This is a genomic window from Nocardia sp. CS682 (assembly GCF_004634405.1).
In the GTDB taxonomy this organism is placed as follows: Bacteria; Actinomycetota; Actinomycetes; order Mycobacteriales; family Mycobacteriaceae; genus Nocardia; species Nocardia ninae.
The window spans coordinates 3,171,070-3,194,325 of the sequence record NZ_CP029710.1 but is presented as its reverse complement, the minus strand read 5'-3'; the positions used below and the strand labels follow the sequence as shown (position 1 = coordinate 3,194,325).

General features: G+C 68.5%; 25 protein-coding genes. 13 read left to right on the top strand and 12 right to left on the bottom strand.

Annotated elements, in window-relative coordinates:
• Positions 1–77: 77 nt before the first annotated feature.
• From DMB37_RS14375 to DMB37_RS14335, 9 genes are all read right to left on the bottom strand, one after another.
• Complete coding sequence (locus tag DMB37_RS14375; RefSeq protein ID WP_240772387.1) at positions 78–929, bottom strand: putative RNA methyltransferase; 852 nt, start codon at positions 927–929, stop codon at positions 78–80.
• A complete protein-coding gene (locus DMB37_RS14370) occupies positions 916–1,083 on the bottom strand; it encodes a DUF3117 domain-containing protein (protein WP_011211259.1) in 168 nt (55 codons plus the stop codon). Before DMB37_RS14370 ends, DMB37_RS14375 begins: the two co-directional genes overlap by 14 nt.
• Before the next feature lie 141 nt (positions 1,084–1,224).
• Positions 1,225–1,836 (bottom strand): DNA-3-methyladenine glycosylase I, encoded by a 612-nt coding sequence (locus DMB37_RS14365; RefSeq protein WP_135233140.1) that lies wholly within the window; start codon positions 1,834–1,836, stop codon positions 1,225–1,227.
• On the bottom strand, positions 1,833–2,153 hold the full coding sequence (locus tag DMB37_RS14360) for a DivIVA domain-containing protein (protein ID WP_135233139.1): 321 nt from the start codon (positions 2,151–2,153) through the stop codon (positions 1,833–1,835). Before DMB37_RS14360 ends, DMB37_RS14365 begins: the two co-directional genes overlap by 4 nt.
• A gap of 190 nt (positions 2,154–2,343) precedes the next feature.
• Positions 2,344–3,480, bottom strand: coding sequence for an Mrp/NBP35 family ATP-binding protein (locus tag DMB37_RS14355; RefSeq protein ID WP_107659096.1), 1,137 nt, complete (start codon positions 3,478–3,480; stop codon positions 2,344–2,346).
• Between the two features lie 19 nt (positions 3,481–3,499).
• Positions 3,500–4,363: a lytic transglycosylase domain-containing protein gene (locus DMB37_RS14350; protein WP_135233138.1), complete on the bottom strand. Its 864-nt coding sequence runs from the start codon at positions 4,361–4,363 to the stop codon at positions 3,500–3,502.
• A gap of 142 nt (positions 4,364–4,505) precedes the next feature.
• The gene (locus tag DMB37_RS14345; RefSeq protein ID WP_370465378.1) at positions 4,506–5,666 is read right to left on the bottom strand and encodes a lytic transglycosylase domain-containing protein; all 1,161 of its coding nucleotides are present in this window, start codon (positions 5,664–5,666) and stop codon (positions 4,506–4,508) included.
• 350 nt (positions 5,667–6,016) lie between these two features.
• Positions 6,017–6,577 (bottom strand): DUF1003 domain-containing protein, encoded by a 561-nt coding sequence (locus DMB37_RS14340; protein ID WP_135233136.1) that lies wholly within the window; start codon positions 6,575–6,577, stop codon positions 6,017–6,019.
• A complete protein-coding gene (locus tag DMB37_RS14335; RefSeq protein ID WP_135233135.1) occupies positions 6,570–7,856 on the bottom strand; it encodes a magnesium transporter MgtE N-terminal domain-containing protein in 1,287 nt (428 codons plus the stop codon). The genes DMB37_RS14340 and DMB37_RS14335 overlap by 8 nt, the downstream gene beginning before the upstream one ends.
• Positions 7,857–7,913: 57 nt before the next feature.
• Here DMB37_RS14335 and DMB37_RS14330 point away from each other — a divergent pair, with 57 nt between their 5' ends.
• From DMB37_RS14330 to DMB37_RS14320, 3 genes are read left to right on the top strand one after another with little or no spacing between them, the layout of a single operon-like run.
• Complete coding sequence (locus tag DMB37_RS14330; RefSeq protein WP_255508382.1) at positions 7,914–8,876, top strand: CoA ester lyase; 963 nt, start codon at positions 7,914–7,916, stop codon at positions 8,874–8,876.
• A gap of 12 nt (positions 8,877–8,888) precedes the next feature.
• Entirely contained in the window at positions 8,889–9,380 is a 492-nt protein-coding gene (locus DMB37_RS14325) for a general stress protein (protein ID WP_135233134.1), read from the top strand.
• A 3-nt stretch (positions 9,381–9,383) separates the two neighbouring features.
• Complete coding sequence (locus DMB37_RS14320; protein ID WP_135233133.1) at positions 9,384–9,965, top strand: suppressor of fused domain protein; 582 nt, start codon at positions 9,384–9,386, stop codon at positions 9,963–9,965.
• 7 nt (positions 9,966–9,972) lie between these two features.
• Here the strand turns inward: DMB37_RS14320 and DMB37_RS14315 are convergent, their stop codons facing one another.
• Positions 9,973–11,043, bottom strand: coding sequence for a magnesium and cobalt transport protein CorA (locus DMB37_RS14315; protein WP_135233132.1), 1,071 nt, complete (start codon positions 11,041–11,043; stop codon positions 9,973–9,975).
• Positions 11,044–11,181: 138 nt separating this feature from the next.
• Between DMB37_RS14315 and DMB37_RS14310 the strand changes: the two genes are divergently transcribed.
• The 4 genes from DMB37_RS14310 (at position 11,182) to DMB37_RS14295 (ending at position 15,936) form a co-directional block, all read left to right on the top strand.
• The gene (locus DMB37_RS14310; RefSeq protein WP_135233131.1) at positions 11,182–12,036 is read left to right on the top strand and encodes a PHP domain-containing protein; all 855 of its coding nucleotides are present in this window, start codon (positions 11,182–11,184) and stop codon (positions 12,034–12,036) included.
• Positions 12,033–12,299 carry a hypothetical protein gene (locus DMB37_RS14305; RefSeq protein ID WP_135233130.1) on the top strand — a complete coding sequence of 89 codons (267 nt, stop codon included), beginning with the start codon at positions 12,033–12,035 and terminating at the stop codon, positions 12,297–12,299. Before DMB37_RS14310 ends, DMB37_RS14305 begins: the two co-directional genes overlap by 4 nt.
• Before the next feature lie 107 nt (positions 12,300–12,406).
• Complete coding sequence (locus DMB37_RS14300) at positions 12,407–14,299, top strand: FAD-binding protein (protein ID WP_240772386.1); 1,893 nt, start codon at positions 12,407–12,409, stop codon at positions 14,297–14,299.
• Between the two features lie 440 nt (positions 14,300–14,739).
• A complete protein-coding gene (locus DMB37_RS14295; RefSeq protein WP_370465377.1) occupies positions 14,740–15,936 on the top strand; it encodes an NADP-dependent malic enzyme in 1,197 nt (398 codons plus the stop codon).
• 4 nt (positions 15,937–15,940) lie between these two features.
• Here DMB37_RS14295 and DMB37_RS14290 read toward each other — a convergent pair whose 3' ends face one another.
• Both DMB37_RS14290 and DMB37_RS14285 read right to left on the bottom strand, forming a co-directional pair.
• Entirely contained in the window at positions 15,941–16,162 is a 222-nt protein-coding gene (locus DMB37_RS14290; RefSeq protein ID WP_135233129.1) for a hypothetical protein, read from the bottom strand.
• A gap of 41 nt (positions 16,163–16,203) precedes the next feature.
• Entirely contained in the window at positions 16,204–17,091 is an 888-nt protein-coding gene (locus DMB37_RS14285) for a glycine betaine ABC transporter substrate-binding protein (protein WP_135233128.1), read from the bottom strand.
• Positions 17,092–17,287: 196 nt separating this feature from the next.
• On the opposite strand from DMB37_RS14285, the gene DMB37_RS14280 reads away from it, so the two are divergent.
• The 6 genes from DMB37_RS14280 to DMB37_RS14255 all read left to right on the top strand — a co-directional run bounded on the left by DMB37_RS14280 (position 17,288) and on the right by DMB37_RS14255 (position 23,249).
• Positions 17,288–18,220 carry an ABC transporter substrate-binding protein gene (locus tag DMB37_RS14280; protein ID WP_135237568.1) on the top strand — a complete coding sequence of 311 codons (933 nt, stop codon included), beginning with the start codon at positions 17,288–17,290 and terminating at the stop codon, positions 18,218–18,220.
• A gap of 10 nt (positions 18,221–18,230) precedes the next feature.
• Positions 18,231–19,394 (top strand): ABC transporter ATP-binding protein, encoded by a 1,164-nt coding sequence (locus DMB37_RS14275; RefSeq protein ID WP_135233127.1) that lies wholly within the window; start codon positions 18,231–18,233, stop codon positions 19,392–19,394.
• The gene (locus DMB37_RS14270) at positions 19,391–20,059 is read left to right on the top strand and encodes an ABC transporter permease (RefSeq protein WP_135233126.1); all 669 of its coding nucleotides are present in this window, start codon (positions 19,391–19,393) and stop codon (positions 20,057–20,059) included. Before DMB37_RS14275 ends, DMB37_RS14270 begins: the two co-directional genes overlap by 4 nt.
• Positions 20,056–20,772 (top strand): ABC transporter permease, encoded by a 717-nt coding sequence (locus tag DMB37_RS14265; RefSeq protein ID WP_135233125.1) that lies wholly within the window; start codon positions 20,056–20,058, stop codon positions 20,770–20,772. The genes DMB37_RS14270 and DMB37_RS14265 overlap by 4 nt, the downstream gene beginning before the upstream one ends.
• 240 nt (positions 20,773–21,012) lie before the next feature.
• Positions 21,013–21,702 (top strand): PadR family transcriptional regulator, encoded by a 690-nt coding sequence (locus tag DMB37_RS14260; RefSeq protein ID WP_135233124.1) that lies wholly within the window; start codon positions 21,013–21,015, stop codon positions 21,700–21,702.
• Between the two features lie 65 nt (positions 21,703–21,767).
• Positions 21,768–23,249 (top strand): DHA2 family efflux MFS transporter permease subunit, encoded by a 1,482-nt coding sequence (locus DMB37_RS14255; RefSeq protein ID WP_135233123.1) that lies wholly within the window; start codon positions 21,768–21,770, stop codon positions 23,247–23,249.
• Positions 23,250–23,256 lie beyond the last annotated feature (7 nt).

Below are 23,256 nucleotides of genomic sequence, written 5' to 3'. Positions count from 1 at the left end.
CAGGTCGGAGACGACGGCGGCGGGCTAGATCGGGGAACGACGGCGGCGGGGCTGAGCCGGGGGACGAGTGCGCCGGGCTAGGTCGGGAGATACGTGGCGACCAGGACCGAGGCGGTGACCTCGAGGGCATCGGGGAGGGTGGCGATGCGCGGATCCTCGGTCGCGGCGTGATGGGCTGACGGCCCCATGCCGACGACGTTGGCCACGTCGGCCCGCGTGAGCTTCATCGGATACTCGACCAGCACGCGTTCGGCCGCCGTGAAATGCCCGGACATGGCCGCGTCGAGCCTGCGGTCCTTGTCCGGATCGATCGTCACCATGCCGAGCGGGCCGATCAATTCGCACAGGTGCCGGTCGGTGGGGGTGGCGACGACGAATCGGCCGTCCGCATCGAGCACGCGGGCGACCTCGGCCGGATTACGCGGGGCGAACACCGACAGCACGGCGCGCAGCGCGCCGTCGCGGACGGGCAGCCCACGCCAAGCGTCGGCGAGGACGGACGCCGCCCGTGGATGGGCGCGGGCACAGCGCCGGGCGGCAGGCTTGGCCACGTCCAGCGCGATCCCGGTGCCGGCGGGTGCGGCGTCGAGCGCACCGGCCAGGTAATAGCCGGTGCCCGCGCCCACCTCCAGCACTGTGCCGGACGCATGCTCGTCCGGCCCGACCGCCTGTGCTGTCGCGGCGGCGATCGGTGCGAAATGTCCCCCACCTTGAAAGGCGGCACGCGCGTCCAGCATGGCCGCGGTGTCGCCGGTCATCTTCGTCGACGCGCCGGTCAGCAGGCTGACATAGCCCTGCTTGGCGATGTCGAAGCTGTGCCCGTGCGCACACCGCAATGCCCGATCACGCGGCTCGAGTCCGAGCGCGCATTCCGGGCAGGACAGCAGGCCGGCCACAGCTGCCAGCGCTGAAGTATCAGCTGGTGACACTCTTCAGTTCGTCGCCGAGCGCCGCGGCCTCGTCCGGCGTGAGTTCGACGACCAAACGCCCGCCACCCTCGAGTGGAACCCGCATGACGATTCCACGCCCTTCCTTGGTTGCCTCGAGGGGACCGTCCCCGGTACGGGGCTTCATGGCCGCCATCCTCTGCTCCCTCCAGATCTGCGCGATATGCTGCGCACTTTCTTGGAACTCCAGTTGTCACCAACCAGCGAGCTCGCCGGCATTTGGCGAGCTACACCTGTCCCATTCTTCCCTATCGCGGATGTGGACGGATACCTGAGTTCAAAAAGTGACCGGTCGGACTGTGTCGGACACGTCACTACCGACCCAGCAATCGGCCAGGTGATCGTCTACCATCCCCGTCGCCTGCATCAGTGCGTACGCTGTGGTCGGTCCGACGAAACGGAACCCCCGCCGCTTCAATTCTTTTGCCAGAGCGACGGATTCAGGTGTGCTGGCGGGCACATCGGCACCGGTTTTCGGGCGCGGCCGCGGGTCGGGTGCGAAGGACCAGAGCAGTGTGTCCAGTCCGATATCGAGGTCGCGGGCAACCCGGGCGTTGCCGATCGCCGCCTCGATTTTCAGCCGGTTGCGGACGATGCCCGTGTCGGCGAGCAGCCGCGCCACATCGGCCTCACCGAACTCGGCGACCCGCGCGATCGAGAATCCGGCAAACGCCGCCCGGAAGGCGGGCCGCTTGCGCAGGATGGTGATCCAGGACAGCCCCGACTGGAACGCCTCGAGGCACAGCCGCTCGAAGAGCGCGTCGTCGCCGTGCAGCGGCTTGCCCCACTCGAAGTCGTGGTAATCGCGGTACAGCTGGGTCTCCAGCGGCCAGGCGCAGCGGATCCGGCCGTCGTCCTCGGCGCGGCGCAGCAGCTCGGGCGAGCTCATTTCGATTCCGGGGTGGCCGGGGTCTGCCAGCGCGCGGCCTGCGCCTCGGCGAGCTGGTGTTGTAGCTCGTCGATCCGCGCGGCGAGCCGGGCCAGCGCCCAGTCCACCTCGGACGCCTTGTAACCGCGCACCACCTGCTGGAACCGCAGCGCCCGGACATCGGCGCCGGAGACCCCCTCGGCGGGCAAGACCGTCGCCGTCGTCCCCTCCGGCAGCGGCCCCAATTCCTCGGCCCGCCCGAAGACCGCACTGGCGAGCAGGAACAGCACCGCGGCGACGAGACCGACGATCAGCACGTAGAGCAGCAACGTGAGCATGAGACGAGCTTATTGGCTGGGTCCGACACCGGGCACGCCGTGCCCATGCGGAAATCGGACGTCGAGGTCACCAGCACAGCTGATTTCGTACGCGGGTAGCCAACTCGCCGGGCATGGGCCGCCTTCCACCAGGCCGCCGACACGACTGCTACGGCACCGGTGTCCCGGCCCGAATACGCGCAGCGTCGGACTATCCGTGACGCGTGGTGTCGATGTTGAGGGACATGCCCGCCAGACCGCGGCGGCGGACTGCCAGTTTGTCGGCGATGTCGAGCAGCGCCTTGGCGGCGGGGGAGTCGGGGCTGCGCAGGACGATCGGCGAGCCCTCGTCGCCCGCCTCGCGGACGGCCTGCTCGATCGGGACCTGGCCGAGCAACGGCACGTCGGCGCCGACGGCGCGGGTGAGGCGGTCGGCGACCACCTGTCCGCCGCCGGAGCCGTAGAGCTCCATCCGGCTGCCGTCGGGCAGGTCGAGCCAGGACATGTTCTCCACCACGCCGGCGATGCGCTGCCTGGTCTGCAAGGCGATGGCGCCCGCGCGCTCGGCCACCTCGGCGGCGGCGATCTGCGGGGTGGTGACGACGAGGATCTCGGCGCCGGGGATCAGCTGGGCGATCGAGATGGCGATGTCGCCGGTGCCGGGCGGCAGGTCGAGCAGCAGCACGTCCAGATCGCCCCAGAACACGTCGGCGAGGAACTGTTGCAGCGCCCGGTGCAGCATCGGGCCGCGCCACACCACCGGCGTATTGCCCTGGGTGAACTGCGCGATGGAGATCATCTTCACGCCGTGCGCCTGCGGCGGCATGATCATCTTCTCGACCTGGGTCGGCCGGGCGTCGGTGCCGAGCATGCGCGGGATGGAGTGGCCGTAGATGTCGGCGTCCAGGATGCCGACCGAGAGCCCGCGCGCGGCCATGGCGGCGGCGAGATTGACGGTGACGCTGGACTTGCCGACGCCGCCCTTGCCGGACGCTACCGCGTACACGCGAGTCAGCGAGCCGGGCTGGGCGAACGGGATGACCGGGTCGGCCGAGTCGCCGCGCAGCTGCTTGCGCAGATTGGTGCGCTGCTCGTCGTTCATCACGTCGAGGTCGACGGTGACCGCGCCGACGCCGGCGACATCGGCAACGGCCTTGGTGACCCGCTGGATGATCTCCGTGCGCAGTGGGCAGCCCGCCGTGGTCAGGTAGACCTCGATGTGGACATTGCTGTCCGGACTGATCGCAATGCTCTTCACCATGCCCAGTTCGGTGATCGGCTTGCGGATCTCCGGATCGTCGACCTTCGCGAGCGCGCCCCGCACATCCGATTCCGTAACTACTGGCATGGCAGGAATTTTAGGCGTGTCAAATTCTGGGCAGGTCCCCGGCCCGTGGTGCGACACCACTGCTGTAGGAGGTTTCCCAGGCCATGACGTTCGCGACGTAGGCCATCGAGTTGTTGTAGCGCAGGATCGCCTTGGACTGCTGGGCAAAGTCGCGCATGTTCAAACCGCCGTCGCACAGGTACTTTCCGGCGGTCAGTGCCGCGTCGAAGAGGTTCTGCGGATCGGCGATGCCGTCGCCGTTGCCGTCGGCGGCGTAGCGCTTCCAGGTTTGCGGCAGGAACTGCATCGGGCCGATGGCGCGGTCGTAACTGCCGAGGCCGTCCAGCTCGCCGCCGTCGGAGTCGCGAATGACGTTGTTGCCCGCCAGGCTTCCGTCCAGCACCGGACCGTAGACCGGGGTGAGCGGGTTGCCGTCGGCGTCGGCCTTGCCGTAGGCATGGGTGGATTCGACGCGGCCGATTCCGGCGAGCATCGACCACGGCATGTTGCAGGTGGGGTTGTCCGCGGCGAGGATGCGCTCGGCGTTCTCGTAGGCCGCGATCGCGATGCCCGGAACGCCCATCGGGCCGACGGGCAAAGCGGCGAGCTGCCGATTATCTGCCAGCGCAACGGATTTCACCACCGGCGGGCCGCTCGGCTTCGCCATCTTGTTGACGACGAACTCGGTCTCGGCGGCCGGCTCCAGCAAGGTCTGCGGCTTCGCGCCGACCGCGATCTGATCATCCCCCGGGAGATGCTGCTCCACCGCTGCCGCGGCCTGACTCGCGTTACCCACATCGGACGCGGCAGTGACTGCCACGAGTCCAGCGGGAACCAATCCGGTAAGTGCGAGAACCGAGCTGCGCCTGACGGTGACAGCCGGTTGTTTACGGTGACGCCCCACTGTGCGGTGACCCTCCAACGGCTCTTCGTGAGCCCTTCGTGATCTGACGAAGAGGAGACTACCGCATTCGAGACCCTTTTGTTACTGCTTCGTGACCTGCTTCGAGTTTGGCATCAGCCTTGGGGGGCAGGCGGCAGCGGAATCACGATGCCGAACGGCAACGTGATGCCGGGCGGCGGAGTAGGTGTCGCCGCGGCCGTGGGGGTGCGGGCTCGACCGTTACCGTCGGCGGCGCGTCCGGCGTCGGCACCGTCCGCTGCTCGGGCGCGGGCGCCTGCTGGGGTTGCGGTTGTGGTTGCGGCGCCTGTGCTTGCTGCTGGGCCTCGGGCGGCGTGCACACCGGCACCACGGGCGGCTGCTCGGGGTGCGCGGGATCCTGCGGAGCGGCCGCTCCCGCGCCGAAGGTCTGTCCGGGTGCGCCGGGCACGATCGCGGGCTCAGCGGGCTCGCCAGGGCGCGGCATGGGCGCCGGAATCACGGCGGGCTCACAGGGATTGAGCGGCTTCGGCGGCGGCGGGCAGAAGATGCCACACGGGATCGGCGGCAGACCGGGGATGGTGATCATCACCTCGGTCGGCGTCGGTGTCGTCGTACTGGTCTGCGGCGCCGCGGGCGTGGTCGTGGCAGGCGCGGCGTTGGTGTAGGTCGCCGCGGTCATGTTCGGGCCCTGGGCTGGTGTGCTGCTGCCGGGCGGGATCAGGTCGGGAGAGATGGTCACCTGGGTCGGCGCGCCACCGGTGCGGTAGGCCGCCGCCCAGCTGAGCACGTTGGCCGCGTAGGCGGTGGAGTTGTTGTAGCGCAACACCGCGCGTAGTTCCTGGGCTTGGTCGCGCAGGTTCAACCCGCCCGAACACAGGTACTTGCCCGCGGCGAGCGCGGAGTCGAAGACGTTGTTCGGGTCGGCGACACCGTCGCCGTTACCGTCGGCGGCGTACTGGCTCCAGGTGCCGGGCAGGAACTGCATCGGGCCCATCGCGCGCACGTAACCGCCGCTGGCGGCCTTGATGATCTCGTTGCCCGGCAGCGTGCCGTCCAGCGCGGGGCCGTAGATCGGGGTGACCGTGGTGCCCGCGGCGTCGGTGCGCCCGCCGCCCGCGTGGCCGGATTCGATCCGGCCGATGCCCGCGAGCAGGCTCCAGGACAGTCCGCAGCCGGGGGTGGAGGATTCGAGCGCGAGCTCGGCGTTGCGGTACGCGGCGAGCACGACCTCGGGGATCCCGAGCGCGCCACCGATCAGCGGGAGCGAGATCTCCTGCAACGGCACCCGTCCGGCAAACGGCGCCGAGCCGTCGGACGGGGTCATAGCCCGTAGTTTGCGGGGAGCTTCCTGGGTCACCGGGAGCAGGCCGACTGTCTTAGACAGTCCTGTTTCACTTGCCTTGCCCGTACCGCCCGTCGGATTGGCGGACGACGCGAGCAAAGCCTCGGGTGCCTGCGGCGCGCCGGTGGAGGTGGTGGGGTCGGAGGTCGAGCCTGTGGCTACCAGACCAGCTACGACCAGGGCCGAGACGGTTATCGGAGCAGATATACGCATTCAGCCACACCAATCCTCTACGTCGTTTGAGCGGCTGTCCGGGACATCCCCTTCCCGAGCCGCTCGGGACAACGCTGTCCAGGTTACCCACCAGTCAGGTAGTTGTTCGGTATTTCCCGTCAATCATCAGCTACAGCCGGTGAAACCAGGGTGGACGTCTGCTTTCGGCCGGAGTTTTTCTTGCGCTGCGGGTTGTCGTCGCTCGCGCCCTCGATCCGATCGAGTATCTCCTTCATCTCCTCCAATTCCCTGCGCAAATAGTCGCGAGTCGCCACTTCGCCGACCGCGATCCGCAACGCTGCGAGTTCGCGGGCGAGGAATTCGGTGTCCGCCTTGGTCTGCGCGGCCCGCATCCGGTCCTCCTCCAGGGAGACCCGGTCGCGATTGTCCTGCCGGTTCTGCGCAAGCAGGATCAACGGCGCGGCATAGGCGGCCTGGGTGGAGAACGCCAGATTCAACAGAATGAACGGATACGGGTCCCAGCGCAATGCGATGACGAAGACATTCAACGCGATCCAAATAATCACGATGATCGTCTGAATGGCCAGGTAGCGGCCGGTGCCGAGGAAGCGGGCGACCCGCTCGCTGCTGCGCGCGAGCGCCTCGGCATCCCACTCGATCCGGAACCGGGACTCGACCGGCGTCTCCAGCCGCTGCCGAGCGCCGCCTTTGTCAGTCATGACGGACTATCCCTTCGTGCAGCTCTTCCTGATCCCGCCAGTCGTCGGGCAGCAGATGGTCGAGCACATCGTCGACGCTCACCGCGCCGAGCAGGTGGTTCTCCTCGTCCACCACCGGTCCGCAGACCAGGTTGTAGGTCGCGAAGTAGCGCGTGACCGCGGCCAGCGGGACGTCGGGGCGCAGCGGAGCCAGCTCCGCGTCGAGAATGCCGCCGACCAGATGGGCCGGTGGCTCGCGCAGCAACTGCTGGATGTGCACCGAGCCGAGGTACCGGCCGGTGGGTGTCGCGGTCGGCGGGCGCACCACGAACACCATGGACGCCAGCGCGGGCGTCAGATCGGGGTTGCGTACCCGGGCGAGCGCCTCGGCGACCGTGGTGGACGGCGTCAGGATCACCGGCTTCGGCGTCATCAGGCCGCCCGCGCTGTACGGCGAATGCTCGAGCAACCGGCGCACCGGTTCGGATTCCTCCGGGTCCATCAGCGCGAGCAGCGATTCGGCCTCACTGACCGGCAGCTCGCCGAGCAGGTCGGCGGCGTCGTCGGGATCCATGGCCTCGAGCACGTCGGCAGCCCGGCGCACCTCCAAGTGGCCGAGCAGGGCGACCTGCTCGTCGTCGGGCAGCTCCTGCACGACATCGGCGAGCCGTTCGTCGTCCAGCGCGATGGCGACTTCGATGCGCCGCTTCTCCGGCAGTTCGCGCAGCAGATGCGCGACATCGGCGGGGCGCAGTCCCTCGAACTGCTCCAGCAGCTGGGTGACCTCCTGGCCCGGCCGATCGATCTCGGTCGGCGTCAGCCCCGATACGTGGATCCAGTCCACCACGTGCACGGTGCGGCGGCGCCCGATCCTGCGGTGCCCGCGTACCGCCACCCTGGTGACCCGCCAGTCCCTGGTGCGGGTCTGCTCCATGCCGAGATCGACCACCACCACATCCACCCCGGCGAGGTCCGGCAGATCCGGATCCTCCACGCGCACCGCGGAATCCACGATCTGCGCGAGCGCGAGCATCTCGCCGGGGCGCTGGGTGAACCGGCGCAGGCTCACCGTCCCGGTGTTCAGTGTCACCACCCCCGGCTCGATCGCGGTGACCCGCAGGATCGGCACGAAAATGCGCCGACGGGTGGGCAATTCGACGACGAGACCGTGGATCCTCGGCTGTTGCCGGTCGTACCGGATGGCCACGACGACATCGCGGACCCGGCCGATAGACTCGCCGTCCGGTCCCAACACCGCCAGGCCGGCCAGCCTGGCGACGTACACCCTGGTAGCTGCCATGCTTGCCAGGCTAGAGGTTCGCAGGCGGGGGCAAGTACCTCGCCACGATCGACGGGAGTGATCTTGAAGCCGCGCCGTTCGGTGCTCGCCTGTCCGGGCAGCAACAAGAAGATGATCGAAAAGGCCAAGGGCCTGCCCGTCGACGAGGTGTTTCTCGATCTGGAGGACGCCGTCGCGCCGGCCGCCAAGGCCGAGGCGCGGGCGAATATCGTGGCGGCGCTGAACGACTCCGACTGGGGCGACCAGCTGCGCGTGGTCCGCGTCAACGACTGGACCACCCAGTGGACCTACGCCGACGTGATCACCGTCGTCGAGGGCGCGGGCACCGCCCTGGATGCCATCCTGCTGCCGAAAGTCACCGACGCAGGCCAGGTGCGTGCCCTGGATCTGCTGCTCACCCAATTGGAGAAGGCGACCGGGCTCGAGGTCGGCCGGATCGGCATCGAACCGCAGATCGAAAACGCGCTGGGGCTACGCAATATCGACGAGATCGCCACCGCGAGCCCGCGGGTGCAGGCGCTGGTCTTCGGGCCCGCCGACTTCATGGCGAGCATCAACATGCGCACCCTGGTGGTCGGCGAGCAGCCGGAGGGCTACGACACCGGTGATGCCTATCACCACATCCTGATGACGATCCTGCTCGCCGCCCGCGCGCACGGTTTGCAGGCGATCGACGGCCCGTACCTGCAGATTCGGGACGTGGACGGCTTCCGGCGGGCCGCCGCGCGCACCGCGGCACTCGGCTTCGACGGCAAGTGGGTGCTGCATCCCGGCCAGATCGAGGCGGCCAACGAGATCTTCAGCCCGCGCCAGGCCGACTACGATCGCGCCGAGCTGATCCTGGACGCGTACGCCTTTCACACCTCGGCCGAGGGTGGTGCCCGCGGCGCGGTGATGCTCGGTGACGAAATGATCGATGAGGCGAGTGCGAAAATGGCTCAGGTGATCGCGGAAAAGGGCCGGGCCGCGGCAATGACGCGTACCACGCGTTTCACACCCCCGGGAATCCGGTCGGAATAGCAGAATAGAGACATGACGAATCCCTTGGGGAACTCGAATCGCGCACGGCAAGCGCTGCCGACGCCGCCGTCCGGCTGGCCGGTCGGCTCCTATCCCACCTACGCCGAGGCCCAGAAGGCCGTCGATTACCTGGCCGACAGCCAATTCCCGGTGCAGGACGTCACCATCGTCGGCGTCGACCTGATGCAGGTCGAGCGCGTCCTCTACCGGCTGACCTGGGGCAAGGTCATCGGTGGCGGTGTGGTGAGCGGAGCCTGGCTCGGCCTGTTCCTCGGCTTACTGCTCAGCCTGTTCACCACCAGCGGCGCGCTCGGCCCGCTGCTGGTCGGCCTGGTCGGCGGCGTCATCTTCGGCGTCATCTCCACCTCGATCCCGTACGCGGCGACCAAGGGGCAGCGCGACTTCGCCTCCACCATGCAGTTGGTGGCCGGGCGCTACGACGTGCTGTGCGACCCGAAGTCCGCCGAACAGGCGCGGGACATGCTTGCGCGGCTGGCCATCTGACGCATGGAGGTGGTGTCGACGGTCCGCACCGGTGTGCTGGACCACTTCGGTGTGCAAGCGGCCGGCGTCGATTCGGCGTCGGTGACGTTCCTCGGCTTGGAACCCATCGAGATCCTGCGGATCGCCGACGGCGAACTGGTGCACTACGCGACGGTGGGCGGCTCGCGCCATCCGATGGGCGATCCCACTGCGCTGCTTGCCGATCCGGTCAAAGGCCCGCGGGCCGAGCTCGTGCTCACCTTGCGCGGCACGGCCGGTGCGAGCTCGGGTCTGGCCAAGACGCTCGGTGTGCTCGCCGCCGCGCCCGCCGTGGAAGGCGTTGTGCTGCAAGCGGATGCGCTGATGGACCTGGGCGAGCCGATGTGGCAGGGCGCGCCGTTCTCGGCAGTGTTGTTGGGCGAGAGCCGGATTCCCGAGGTGGTGCTGCCCGCGCCCGCCGAACCGGTGCGGTACTTCGCGGTGACGCCGGTGACCGCGACCGAGGCGGCCTGGGTGCGGGTGCGCGGCGCGCAGGCGTTGCGGGATGCCTGGGCGGAGGCGGGGATCGACGTGCGTGACCCCGAAAGAGGCGCCGCCAGTCTGTGATCCGGCGCTACAGCCAGTTGTTGCGGTGAAAGTTGACGTACAACCCCACGCAGATGCCCAGGGTGACCACGACGACCAGCCAAAAGCCCCATACGTCTTCGGATCCCGGGATGTGGGTGAAGTTCATGCCGTAGAGGCCCGCGATCATCGTCGGCACCGCGGCGATCGCGACCCACGCCGAGATCGTGCGCATGTCGGTGTTCTGCTGCACCCCGACCTTGGCCAGCACGGCACTGATCAACGCGCTGAGTGCCTCATCGAAATCGGTGATCCGCTCGGCCACCCCGGCGTGGTGATCGGCCACGTCACGCATGTAGCGTCGAATCTCCTTGGGCAGCGGCACATCCGGCTTGTGCCCGAGCACCTGGAGCGGGACCGCGAGCGGGTTCACCGCCCGGCGTAGCTCTACCACTTCGCGCTTGAGTTGATAGATCGACTCGATGGTGATGTGGTTGCGCGGCGTGAAGACCGCTTCCTCCATCGCGTCGATATCGAGTTCGATCGACTGCGTCACTTCGATGTAGGTGTCCACCACGTGATCGGCGATCGCGTGCAGCACCGCGCCGGTGCCGAGCATCAGCTTGGCCGGATCGGCCTCCAATTCCTTACGGAGCGAGGCCAGTTCGGAGTGTTCGCCGTGGCGCACGCTCACCACGAAGTCCGGCCCGGTGAAGACCATGATCTCGCCGGTCTCCACGATCTCGCTGACGCTGTGCATCTCGTGTTCGACGTAGGCGACCGTGCGCATCACCAGGACCAGCGTGTCGTCGTAGCGCTCCAGCTTCGGGCGCTGGTGCGCGTGCACCGCGTCTTCGGCCGCGAGCGCGTGCAGCCCGAACGTCTCGGCGATATCTGCCATCTGGCCCTCGTCCGGATCGTGCAGGCCGACCCAGACGAATCCCGCGCCCCGGTTGCGCACCTCGGCGAGCGCGTCGCGGTGGGTGAATCGGCCGGGCAGCCGATGACCATCGACGTAGACGCCGCAGTCCACAATGGCCCGCGCGGTCGGAATCGGAATGCGCGGCAGCTGCGGCTGTGGTCCGCGGCCGGAACCACGGAACGACGGTATCGATGGCACACGGCGATGCTACGTCGCCGGTGGATGCGGTTCGGGGTGCACGCCCGCGGCAGGAGCGACGGGCCCGGAGGCGGTAGCGAAGCGTCACCACGCAGGGACCCGCGAGTGCCGCCGATCGAGCACTGTAAGACTGAGGGCGTGCGCATTGATCTGCATACCCACTCGACCGCGTCCGACGGCACCGACACCCCGGCGGAACTGGTTCGCAACGCGGCCGCCGCGGGGTTGGACGTCCTCGCGATCACCGACCACGACACCACGTCGGGCTGGACCGAGGCGGTCGAGGCGCTGCCGCAGGGGTTGACGCTGGTCCGTGGCATGGAGATGTCGTGCATCGGCCTCGGCGAGGACGGCTGGCCGGTGCCGGTGCATCTGCTTGCCTATCTCTTCGACCCGACCGACCGCAGTTTCGCCGACGAGCGGGAGCGGTTGCGCGGCGAGCGGATCGAGCGGGTGCGCGCGATGGCCGAGCGGATGGTGGCCGACGGGTTACCGATCGATCCGGATGCCGTGCTCGCCTCGGCCGGGCCGTCCGCGGGTCGGCCGCACTTGGCCAGGGCGCTGGTGGCGGCGGGTGTGGTGCCCAGTGTCGACGCCGCCTTCGAGGAATTGCTCGCGCCGCACGGCCCGTACTACGTGGAGAAGGCCGACACGCCGCTGCGGCGCGCGGTCGAGATGATCGCCACCGCGGGCGGGGTCAGCGTGATCGCGCACGCGCGAGCCCGTAAGCGCGGCAGGCTGCTCGCCTTGGACGACATCAGGGAGTTGGCCACGCTCGGCCTGGGCGGCGTAGAGCTCGACCATCCGGACCATTCCGCGCAGGACCGCGCGGTGCTGGCTGACCTGGCCGCCGAGCTCGGCCTGCTCACCACCGGCTCGTCGGACTACCACGGCACCAACAAGACCATCCGCCTCGGTGAGTTCACCACCGACCCCGCGCAATACGAGGTGCTGGTGGGCAAGGCGACCGGTGTGCCGGTGATCGCTTCGTGAGGCTCCTGCGTGGCCTCAGCGGGATCGTCGCCGCGGGCACCGTCGCGCTGATGCTGGTCATCGTCGGTACGGCGTTCATGGCGGGTCGCCGCGACTTCCCCGGTCCGGGTGGCGAGTCGGTGGCGTGGCATGTGGTGGTGGCCGCGATAGCCGTTGCGGCGCAGATTTATTCGGACAAGCGTCGGGGTTTGGCCGCCTTTTCCGGATCGGCGGTTGTTTTTATCTTCGCTGGATTATTGCTGTGGACGCAGTGGTGGAGTTGATCTACGGCGGCGTTATGGCATTCGGCTGACATCGAATCGAAAACGCCACCGCTAAATATTCCGCTAATGGTTGCGGCAACGTGAATTGTGGCCGAATATTTCTCATTGTGACCGAACTCGAGACGGACGTGCTGGTTCTGGGCGGAGGCCCCGCCGGAACCTGGGCCGCCGTCTCCGCCGCCGCCACCGGCGCCCGTGTCGTGCTCGCCGATAAGGCCAGATGCGGCACCAGCGGCCCGACCGCACACGGCACCACCTCGTTGTGGAACATCCCGCCCGGACCGGCCAGGGACGAGGCGGTGCGCCGCGGGTACGCGCACGGCGGCGGACTCGGCGATCCGGAATGGATGCACCGCGTGCTGGAGGAGACGCACCTGCGGGTAGAGCAGCTGGCCCGCTGGGGGTATCGATTCCCCGGCGCGGGACCGGGATCGTCGCTGCGGGTGTATCTGGACGGCGCGAGTTACCTGCGCCGGATGCGGCGCAGCGTGCTCGACGCGGGGGTGCGCGTCCTCGACCATCATCCGGCCCTGCAACTGCTCGTCGATCGCGACGGCGGCGTCGCCGGAGCCACCGGGGTACAGCTGCACAACGACTGCCGGGGGTGGTCGGTCCGGGCGGGCGCCGTGGTGGTGGCCACCGGTGGCTGTGCCTTCCTCTCCGGTGGCGCGGGCACCGACGTGGACACCGGCGACGGACTGCTGTTCGCCGCGGAAGCCGGCGCCGAGCTTTCCGGCATGGAGTTCTCCAGTGCGTACGGCCTGACACCCGTGACGCATCTGCCGAATACCGCCCGGCCGAACTCGGTGTCCGGGCTCGGTCTGCATTTCGCCACCCTGTACGACGAGTCGGGGGCGATCCTCGAAGGTCACCGCGCGGCGGCCTTCGCCGCCATCGCCGACGGCCACCGGGTGTTCGCGGCACTCGACGACGTGCCCGTCGCGATGCGCGGTTGGCTGACCGAGCAGGGCCTGGTCGACCACACCGGCCGGGTACCGCTGCGCGCGGTGCTCGAGGGCACGGTGCGCGGCACGGGCGGGTTGCGGGTCGCGGACCGCGACTGCGCGACCACGATCGGCGGGCTGTTCGGTGCGGGTGACGTGACCACCAGGGAGCTGATCACCGGTGCGGTCAGCGGCTTCGGCGGTCAGGGCGGCGCATGGGCGATCGCCTCCGGGGTGTGGGCCGGTGCCGGCGCGGCCAGGTACGCGCGCGCGGCCGACCTGCGCAGCCCGGTGCGCGAGGTGCCGGGGGCGGGGCTGAGCGAGGTGTCGCGCATCGATCCGCGCGCGGTGGTCGGGCTCGTGCAGGAGCACACGCTGCCGCTGCGACGCAGCTACTGGCGCAGCGCGGGCAGCCTGGTCGACAGCATCGGCGAACTCGACTCGATGTGGCCCGGCGCCGAATTCGACCTGGGCGGTACCGGATTGGATCGGTTGCGGGCGCGGCAAGCGGCCGCGCTGCTGGCCGTGGCGCGGTGGACCAAATACAGCGCGCTGGCGCGGACCGAGAGCCGCGGCATGCATCGGCGCACCGATCACCCCGGGGCCGAGGCGGATTGGCGGGTGCGGTTGATGTCAGGAGGCCTGGACAACGTGTGGGTGCGCCCGGACGCACGCGAGATCGCCGCATTGGACGCGGGCATGGTCGGTGCCAAGGAGATTGCTGTGCCGCCCGCCCGCGAGCCGGTCGCGCGGGGCAGGCGCGAGACGCTCGTGCTCGAGGCGCACGACCCGTCCGTCCGGCGGGAGACCCTGGTGTTCGACGCACGCGGTCCGGCCACTCGCCGAGAGACGCTCGTGCTCGACGCCCGCGGTCCGTCGAGGCGCGACGCGCTCGTACTCGATGCTCGCGGACCGGCCGTCGCGCATGCCCGCGAGGCCGGCGTGCTGAGCACGCGGTCGGCGGCGATTCCGGACGCGCCGGAGATCCGGCCCGCGGACGACATACCGGCGGTGACCGACGAGCACCTCACACCGGCCGACCCGATCGCGATGTGACAACTCACCGCCCGATCGGAGCGGTACGCGAGTTTTCGCTTACCGTCCGGTAATTCCGTCGCAGTAAGCTGGCTGCGGGCAGGCGACACGGCGAGAACCAGACCGGTTTGGCAAGTCGCAGACCGTGCTGGCAGAATGTGTCGGATTCCTTACCCAAGCCACCGCCGGGTACTGGAGTTACGGAGATCTCCGCCTCGCGACGCACCGTCGCGACCCGAGGATCACGCCGCATGTTCTGTCCGGACCCACCCGTCCGGCTCCCGCTCCGCGGATCAGTGCCGCGCCACGTCAGCGAAAATCGGCAACGGGTTTTTCGTGACCCGCCGTAACACGCGAAACGTACCGGTCAGCGCACTCGATGAGCTTAAAGAATCTACTAATACCTATATACCCGGCGGTAACCGTCCCCCGGTTTGTCCGGCCCGAGCAGGAGTGAAATCGTGTCACCTGTGACTGACGCACCGAATGCCACTGCAAGTCTTTCCGAAATCACCCACGACGAGATTTTCGCGGGACATCTCGGAGGCAAGCTCTCGGTAGAACTCAGCTCGCCGCTGGAAACCCAGCGCGACCTGTCGATCGCCTACACCCCGGGCGTCGCTCAGGTGAGCCGGGCGATCGCGCAGGACGCCGAGCTCGCCAAGCGCTACACCTGGACCGACCGGCTCGTCGTGGTGGTCAGCGACGGCACCGCGGTGCTCGGTCTCGGCGATATCGGCCCGCGCGCCTCGCTGCCGGTGATGGAGGGCAAGGCGGCGCTGTTCAAGAAGTTCGCCGACCTCAACTCGATCCCGATCGTGCTGGACACCAAGGACGTCGACGAGATCGTTGAGACGGTCATCCGGCTGCGCCCGAGCTTCGGCGCGGTGAACCTGGAGGACATCTCGGCGCCGCGCTGCTTCGAGGTGGAGAAGCGACTCATCGAGGCGCTCGACTGCCCGGTCATGCACGACGATCAGCACGGCACCGCCATCGTGGTGCTCGCCGCCCTCAACGGCGCGGCCAAGGTGCAGGGTCGCGCCATCGCCGATATGAAGGTGGTGGTGTCCGGTGCGGGCGCCGCCGGGGTCGCGTGCACGAATATCCTGCTGGCCGCGGGTGTTCGGGACGTCACCGTGCTCGACTCGAAGGGCATCATCGCCCGTGAGCGCACCGACCTCAACGACGTGAAGGCCGAGCTGGCCACCCGGACCAACCCACGCGGGCTGACCGGCGGCGCGGCCGAGGCCCTCACCGGCGCCGACGTCTTCCTCGGCCTGTCCGCGGGCCTGATCGCCGAGGAGCTCATCGCCTCGATGGCGCCGGAGTCGATCGTGTTCGCGATGTCCAACCCGGACCCGGAGATCCACCCCGAGGTCGCGCGCAAGTACGCCGCGATCGTGGCCACCGGCCGCAGCGACTTCCCGAACCAGATCAACAACGTGCTCGCCTTCCCCGGCGTGTTCAAGGGAGCGCTCGACGCGGGTGCCCGCCGGATCACCGAGGGCATGAAGATCGCCGCCGCCGACGCCATCCTCAGCGTCGTCGCCGCCGAGCTCGGCCCGGAGAAGATCGTGCCGAGCCCGCTGGACCCGCGGGTCGCTCCCGCGGTCGCCGAGGCCGTCGCGGCCGCCGCGCGTGCCGAAGGTGTTGCCTAGCAACTCACTCGCTGGAAGGCGCCTTGTCCCGATCGGGGCGGGGCGCCTTTCGCGTATTGCGCTGCCGACGGTTGGACAGGTGGATCCAGACGTTCATGGCGATCATCGCGCACAGCGCGAAAACCAGGGACGCCGCGAACACGGGATTGCGGTCCGTGTTGGTCGCCCACACGAACAGCAGAATCGCCACGAGCGCCACATAGCCGCCGATGAACCTGATACTCACTGGTCAGACGTTAGCGATGTCCGGTGCCGGACGTGCGGTGTTTACAGCGAGTGGTCGTCGAGCCACTTGCGCGCCAGCTCCGCGGGCTTCGCACCCTCGTCCCGGACGCCGCGGATCATCGCCGCGAGCTCGTCGGTGGTGAGTTCGCCCGCAACGTAATTGAGCTTCTTGATCTGCACCTCGTCGAGCACACCCTTGCGGAACAGCGGCAGCACGTTCTCCGCGCGCAGGGCGTAATCGGCGTCGGACAGGATCGTCAGCCCGTCGGTCGACCCGGGTACGACGGCGGGCGGACCGGTCAGCAGCCCGGCGTGAACCTGCCCGTCCAGCAGCGCCTTTCGCAGCGCGGCCGCGTCCGGAAACCGCACGGTCGCGGCGCAGTCCGTCACCTGTTCGAGCGCGGGTGGCAGGGCGATCAGGTCGGGGACGGGCGCAACGCCGATCGTGAGCGTGCCGCAGCGGGGCACGAGATCGCCGACGGTGCGCACATTGTCACGTGCCGCGGCCGCGCTGCCGAGGACGACGCGCGGCCGCAGATCGGTGCCGTCGGCGGCATCGGTGACCACCAGACCCTCGGGCAGCGACTTGCTCAGCGCCTTACGCACATGATCGGGTGTGCGGTCGGGGGCGGTGGTGTCGAGGAAGGCCAGCAGCGCACCGTTGTGCTCACCGACCAGGTCGACCCGCCCCGCGTCGAGCGCGGCCAGATAGTCGGCGCGCCCGCCGAGTCGCGCCTCGATCGAGGTGCGCGCGCCGGTGCGAGCCAGTGCGCCCGCATATATTTCGGCGAGCAGCCCCGACTCGATCGAATCACCGGCGCCGACCGTGATCCGCGCGCCCTGCGCACCGTTCCCGCAGGATACGGCCAGTGCGGCGGTCGCGACGACCAGTAATCGGGCCAGCATCCGCAGCGACGCGGGCAACACCATCCGGCGACACCAACTCTCCGAGAGACCGACAGAGCTAACAGGAAGACCCTGAAGCGGGCAGTATGGACACCCAGAATGTACCGGTGGCTGTGCTGCACCGGGACCTCGCACTGCCCGTCATGCCGGAAGGACTTCAGTGAAAACCTCGATCACCCCCGATGCCGCGCGGCACGGTCGGTCGGCGCTGCGGCTCACCATGCGCGCCGTCCGATTCATCGTCGCCGCGACGGCGTTGGCCGCCGCCATGATCCTGTCCGCCTGTGGCAACTCCGACCCGCTCGCCAGCAAGGGTGACTGCGAAGGCGACGGCCTCATCGTCGGCTCGGCGAACTTCCCGGAGTCCGAGACCGTCGCCGAGATCTACGCGGAGGTCTTGCGGGTCAACGGATTCAAGGTCGAGACCAAGCTGAACATCGGCAGCCGGGAAGCCTACGTCCCGGCGGTGCGCCAGTGCGCGATCTCGGTGATCCCCGAGTACACCGGCAACCTGCTGCAATACCTGGACAAGAACGCCACCGCGACCAGCGCCGCCGACGTCGACGGCGCGCTCGCCAAGGCCCTCGGTTCGGAGCTGGCCATCGGAACCCCGGCCCCCGGTGAGGATTCCGACGCCGTGGTGGTCACCAAGGCCACCGCGGAACGCTGGAACCTGCAGTCCATCGCCGATCTGGCCGCCCACTCCGCCGAGGTGAAATTCGGTGCGCCCGCCGAATTCCAGGAGCGCCCGGGCGGCCTGCCCGGCCTGAAGAAGAACTACAACCTCGACATCGCCGCGAACAACTTCGTGCCGATCGCCGACGGTGGCGGGCCCGCCACCGTGCGCGCGCTGGTCGAGGGCCAGGTGACCGCGGCCGATATCTTCACCACCTCGCCCGCCATCCCGCAGAACAACCTTGTAGTGCTTGCGGATCCGAAGCACAACTTCGCCGCGCAGAACGTGGTCCCGCTGTTCAATGCGGCCAAGAAGTCGGACAAGGCGCTGGCCGCCCTCAACGCGGCCTCGGCGAAGCTGACCACCGCGGAACTGATCAAACTGAACGAGGCCGTCTCCGGTAGCAGCAAGACCGAGCCCAAGGCCGCGGCCGCGGCGTGGGTGGCCGCGCAGGGGCTGAAGACCCCCACCGGGTAGGAGAAAAGCGTTGTCCGATATCGAATTCCGCGGTATCAGCAAGACCTATCCGGACGGCACGCACGCCGTCACCGACCTCGATCTGCGCATCGACTCCGGTTCGTTCACCGTGTTCGTCGGCCCGTCCGGCTGCGGCAAGACCACCTCGATGCGGATGATCAATCGGATGATCACACCCAGTTCCGGCACCATCACCATTGCCGGACAAGACATTTCGACGGTCGACCCGGTAAAGCTGCGGCTCGGTATCGGTTACGTGATCCAGAGCGGTGGACTGCTGCCGCACCGCACGGTCGTCGACAATGTGGCGACCGTGCCGGTGCTGCGCGGTGATTCGCGCAAGGCCGCCCGCGCGGCGGCGCTGGAGGTGCTCGACCGGGTCGGGCTGGATCGGTCGCTGGCCGGCCGGTATCCGGCGCAGCTGTCCGGCGGTCAGCAGCAGCGCGTCGGGGTGGCCAGGGCGCTGGCCGCGGACCCGCCGGTGCTGCTGATGGACGAGCCGTTCAGTGCGGTGGACCCGGTGGTACGGGCCGAGTTGCAGACCGAGATGCAGCGGCTGCAAGCCGAATTGCAGAAGACCATCGTGTTCGTGACGCACGACATCGACGAGGCAATCACCCTCGGTGATCGCCTCGCGGTGTTCGGCCGTGGTGGGGTGTTGCAGCAGTACGACCCGCCGGATCATGTGCTGGCCCAGCCTGCCACCGATTTCGTTGCCGATTTCGTCGGACGCGACCGCGGCTATCGCGGGCTCTCCTTCCGATCGGCGAAAGACGTTCCGCTGCACGAGATTCGGACCGCGACATCGGCGGAGGTGCCGTCGCTGCGGCTGGACCGCGGCGACTGGGTGTTGATCGTGGACGCCGAAGGTAAGCCGTCGGGCTGGATCGACGTCTCCGGGGTGGAGGCGGTGCGTGGCGGCCGCTCGCTGGCGGAGAGCACGTCCGCGGGCGGATCGCTGTTCACACCGTCGGGTGATCTGCGACAGGCGCTGGACGCCGCGATCTCCTCGCCGTCCGGAGTCGGTGTCGCCGTGGACGACTCGGGTGCGGTGCGGGGCGGCGTGCTGGCCACCGAGATCCTGCAACGGCTCGCCGATCAGCGCGCCGTCGAAGACGCCGAGCGCAACAGGCACTTCTTCGAACAGGAAGTGGGCGGCGGGGGATCGACGTGAGGTACCTGATCGACAACTTCGCCGAGATCATGGGGTTCACCAGAACCCATCTCTACCTGGCGCTGGTGCCGCTGGTGCTCGGCTTGGTGATCGCGGTGCCGGTGGGTGCGCTGGTGCGCCGGGTCTCCTGGCTGCGCCGGACGACGGTGACCGTGGCGAGCCTGGCGTACACCATTCCCTCGCTCGCGCTGTTCGTGATCATCCCGCCGCTGGTCGGGATTTCGACGATCGACCCGTTGAACGTGATCATCGCGCTGACCGTGTACTCGACCGCGCTGCTGGTGATCGCGGTGCCCGCGGCGCTGGACTCGGTGTCCGCCGAGGTGATCGACGCCGCCGACGCGGTGGGTTTCAGCTCGCTGCGGCGCACCTTGACCGTCGACATGCCGCTGGCCATCCCGGTTTTCGTGTCCAGCCTGCGGGTGGTGGTGGTCACCAATATCGCCATGGTGTCGGTCGGCGCGCTGATCGGGGTCGGCGGGGTCGGCAAGCTGTTCACTCAGGGCTATCAGCGTGACTATCCGGACGAGATCGTCGCGGGCATCATCGTGATCCTGGCGCTTGCCCTGATCTTCGACCGTCTCGTCTACGCGCTCGGCCGCTGGGCCACGCCGTGGGTGCGGGCCGATGCGCGATCGGCGCAGGCGAAAGGCGTTGCGGCATGAACCTTTTCATCGATGCCTGGCACTATCTCACCGACGGCGCGAATTGGAATGGCCCCGCGGGCATCGAACACCGTATCGCCGAACATCTTTGGTACAGCTTCCTCACCATCGTCGCGTCCGCCGCGGTCGCGCTGCCGCTCGGTCTGGTGATCGGACACACCAAACGTGGCGCGGCCGTGCTCGTCGGCTTCGCCAACGCCATGCGGGCGCTGCCGACCCTGGGCCTGCTCACCTTTCTGGTGCTCGGCCTCGGCCTCGGTTTGATCCCGCCGCTGCTCGCCCTGGTGACCGTGGGTATTCCGCCGCTGCTGGCCGGCGCCTACGCCGGAATCGCCAATGTCCCCGCCGATGTCGTCGACGCCTCGCGCGCCATGGGCATGACCGAGACCCAGATCCTGTTCCGGGTCGAGGTGCCCAACGCCATGCCGATCCTGCTCACCGGCCTGCGCGGCGCCACCCTGCAGGTCGTGGCCACCGCGACCATCGCCGCCTACGTCAATCTCGGCGGACTCGGCCGCTACATCTTCGACGGCATCAGCCTCTACCGATACGACCGTGTTCTCGTCGGCGCGCTGCTGGTCGCGGTCCTGGCCATGGTTCTCGACGGGTTGCTCGCCATGGTCGTGTGGGCGAGCGCCCCGGGCACCGGGCGGCTCCGTCGCGCCACTGTCCTGCCGGTGGCCCCTGACCTCAGCGTGCGAACCGCTGGCTGAGCCGCCGAACCCGCCAGTTCAACCCGGCCTCCGACTGATGTCGGGGGCCGGTCTGCTGTGCCCGCGATCACCGCTGCGCGCGGTGGCCAAACCTTGCGATCGTATTGTTCCGCGCCGTATATTCCACGTGGAGTATTTAGTGTGGAGTATGTCGGCAGCCGAGGCTACGTTCGCCTCGCGGGCCGATGACTTCGGCTCGTGCGGTGACCACGCGCGAGTGATCTGCGGGAGGTGACGGAGATGGCGCAGCAAGCGCGTCCGGCGGTGACGCCACTGGCGATCGCTGTGCTCGCGCTGCTCGAGGAGCAGCCCATGCATCCGTACGAGATGTACCAACTGCTGATCGCGCGCCGGGAAGACATCCTGGTAAAGGTGCGGCCCGGCTCGCTGTATCACACGGTCACCCGGCTGGCCGAGCATGGTTTGGTGCAGGCCGAAGGGGTGGACCGGGAGGGAAATCGGCCCGAACGCACCACCTATCGCATCACCGAGCACGGCCGCGTGGCGCTGCGCGGCCGGATCGCCGAGATCCTGCGCTGCCCCGTCCCGGAGTATCCGGTGTTCCCGATCGCGCTCGGCGAATCGCACAACCTGCCCAAGGACGAGGTGCTCGCGTTCCTGCGGGAGCGGGCCGAGCACCTGAAAACCGAGCTGGCCGAGGTCGAGCTGATGATCGGCTGGGCGGGCGAGCGCGGGGTGCCGCGCCGCTACGTCATCGCGCTGCCGTACCTGCACGCCATGCTCGGCGCCGAGATCGCCTGGATCGAGAGCTTCCTCGTCGAATTGGCCAGTGGGGCACTCGAATGGGAGGACTTCGACCCGGCCACCGGCGATCGGCCCGTCAAGCACCACCAAGGCTGGACCAGTGATGACCTCACCGGGGTGCCACCGGTGACCAAGATCCGGCGCGGCGCGGGCGCACCGCCTTGATGCCGCGGCTCACCGACTTCGTTCGCCCGTCATCGGGAACCTCCGAGATAGGAACTGTCGAATCCATGACCACTCAACGCAATCCGTGGCTGGCGCTCACCGCGCTGGTTGTCGGCTTCTTCATGATCCTGCTCGACATGACGATCGTCGCGGTCGCCAACCCGGCGATCATGGAGGATCTGCACGCCGACATCTCGAAGGTGATCTGGGTGACCAGCGCCTACCTGCTCACCTACGCGGTGCCGCTGCTGGTCACCGGCAGGCTCGGTGATCGCTTCGGCCCCAAGAACATCTATCTGATCGGCCTGACCGTGTTCACCGCGGCGTCGCTGTGGTGCGGCCTGTCCGGCACCATCGGCATGCTGATCGCCGCGCGGGCCGCCCAGGGCATCGGCGCCGCGCTGATGACGCCGCAGACCATGGCGGTGATCACCCGCACCTTCCCGCCGGACAAGCGCGGCGCGGCCATGGGACTGTGGGGCGGCGTGGCCGGGCTCGCGACGCTGGTCGGGCCGATCCTCGGCGGCGTGCTGGTCGACGGCCTCGGCTGGAAGTGGATCTTCTTCGTCAACGTGCCGATCGGCATCGTCGCCTTCGCGCTGGCCGCCTGGCTGGTACCCGCGCTGCCGACCAACCGGCACAAGTTCGACATCCCCGGCGTGCTGCTCAGCGCTGTCGGCATGTTCCTGCTGGTGTTCGGCATCCAGGAGGGCAACAGCAACGATTGGTCGCTGCGGATCTGGTTGGTGATCGGCGCGGGCGTACTGGTGCTCGCCGCGTTCGCGGTGAACCAGGCGCGCAATACCGGCGAGCCGCTGCTGCCACTGAAGTTGTTCAAGGAACGCAACTTCGCGCTGTCCAACACCGCCATCGCCGCGATGGGCGCCACCGTCACCGCGTTCAGCGTGCCGTCCTACTTCTATCTGCAGGCGGTGCGCGAGATGTCGCCGACCGAGTCGGCGCTGGTGTTCGCGCCGATGGCGATCGTCACCCTCGTGTTCGCGCCGTTCGTGGGCCGGTTCGCCAACCGCCTGCACCCGCGGGTCCTGCCGACCGTCGGGTTCGCGCTGTTCGCCGTGTCGGTGTTCTGGTTCTCGGCATTGATGACGCCGGACGCGCCCATCATCTGGTTCCTGGTGTCCGCCGCGCTGGCCGGTTTCGCGAACTCGTGCATCTGGGGTCCGCTCGCGACCACCGCCACGCACAACCTGCCGGTGCAGCAGGCCGGTGCGGGCGCGGGCGTCTACAACACCACCCGTCAGGTGGGGTCGGTGCTCGGTAGCGCGGCGATCAGCGCCTTGATCGCCGCTCGGATGTCGGCCAACGGACTGGGTGGCGGCAAAGTAGCCGAGGGTGGTGCTGGCCAAGGACCCATCCCCGAATTCGTCAAGGATTCGTTCAGTACCGCACTGGGCCAATCAATGCTGTTGCCCGCGGGCATCCTGCTGATCGGTGTTATCGCCTCGGCCCTGTTCATTCGGCACGGCAAACCTCCGGTGGCAGACCCGAAGGACACCCCTGCCAAGGCGGAGTCGCTGACCGGCTGACAATTCG

Coding starts and splice junctions, on each gene's coding strand:
- DMB37_RS14345 (WP_370465378.1), bottom strand. CDS start 5,666: ATGACCCCGTCCGACGGCTCGGCGCCGTTTGCCGGACGGGTGCCGTTG.
- DMB37_RS14265 (WP_135233125.1), top strand. CDS start 20,056: ATGAACCTTTTCATCGATGCCTGGCACTATCTCACCGACGGCGCGAAT.
- DMB37_RS14260 (WP_135233124.1), top strand. CDS start 21,013: ATGGCGCAGCAAGCGCGTCCGGCGGTGACGCCACTGGCGATCGCTGTG.
- DMB37_RS14355 (WP_107659096.1), bottom strand. CDS start 3,480: ATGCCAGTAGTTACGGAATCGGATGTGCGGGGCGCGCTCGCGAAGGTC.
- DMB37_RS14360 (WP_135233139.1), bottom strand. CDS start 2,153: ATGCTCACGTTGCTGCTCTACGTGCTGATCGTCGGTCTCGTCGCCGCG.
- DMB37_RS14335 (WP_135233135.1), bottom strand. CDS start 7,856: ATGGCAGCTACCAGGGTGTACGTCGCCAGGCTGGCCGGCCTGGCGGTG.
- DMB37_RS14280 (WP_135237568.1), top strand. CDS start 17,288: ATGCGCGCCGTCCGATTCATCGTCGCCGCGACGGCGTTGGCCGCCGCC.
- DMB37_RS14325 (WP_135233134.1), top strand. CDS start 8,889: ATGACGAATCCCTTGGGGAACTCGAATCGCGCACGGCAAGCGCTGCCG.
- DMB37_RS14365 (WP_135233140.1), bottom strand. CDS start 1,836: ATGAGCTCGCCCGAGCTGCTGCGCCGCGCCGAGGACGACGGCCGGATC.
- DMB37_RS14255 (WP_135233123.1), top strand. CDS start 21,768: ATGACCACTCAACGCAATCCGTGGCTGGCGCTCACCGCGCTGGTTGTC.
- DMB37_RS14285 (WP_135233128.1), bottom strand. CDS start 17,091: ATGGTGTTGCCCGCGTCGCTGCGGATGCTGGCCCGATTACTGGTCGTC.
- DMB37_RS14320 (WP_135233133.1), top strand. CDS start 9,384: ATGGAGGTGGTGTCGACGGTCCGCACCGGTGTGCTGGACCACTTCGGT.
- DMB37_RS14370 (WP_011211259.1), bottom strand. CDS start 1,083: ATGGCGGCCATGAAGCCCCGTACCGGGGACGGTCCCCTCGAGGCAACC.
- DMB37_RS14340 (WP_135233136.1), bottom strand. CDS start 6,577: ATGACTGACAAAGGCGGCGCTCGGCAGCGGCTGGAGACGCCGGTCGAG.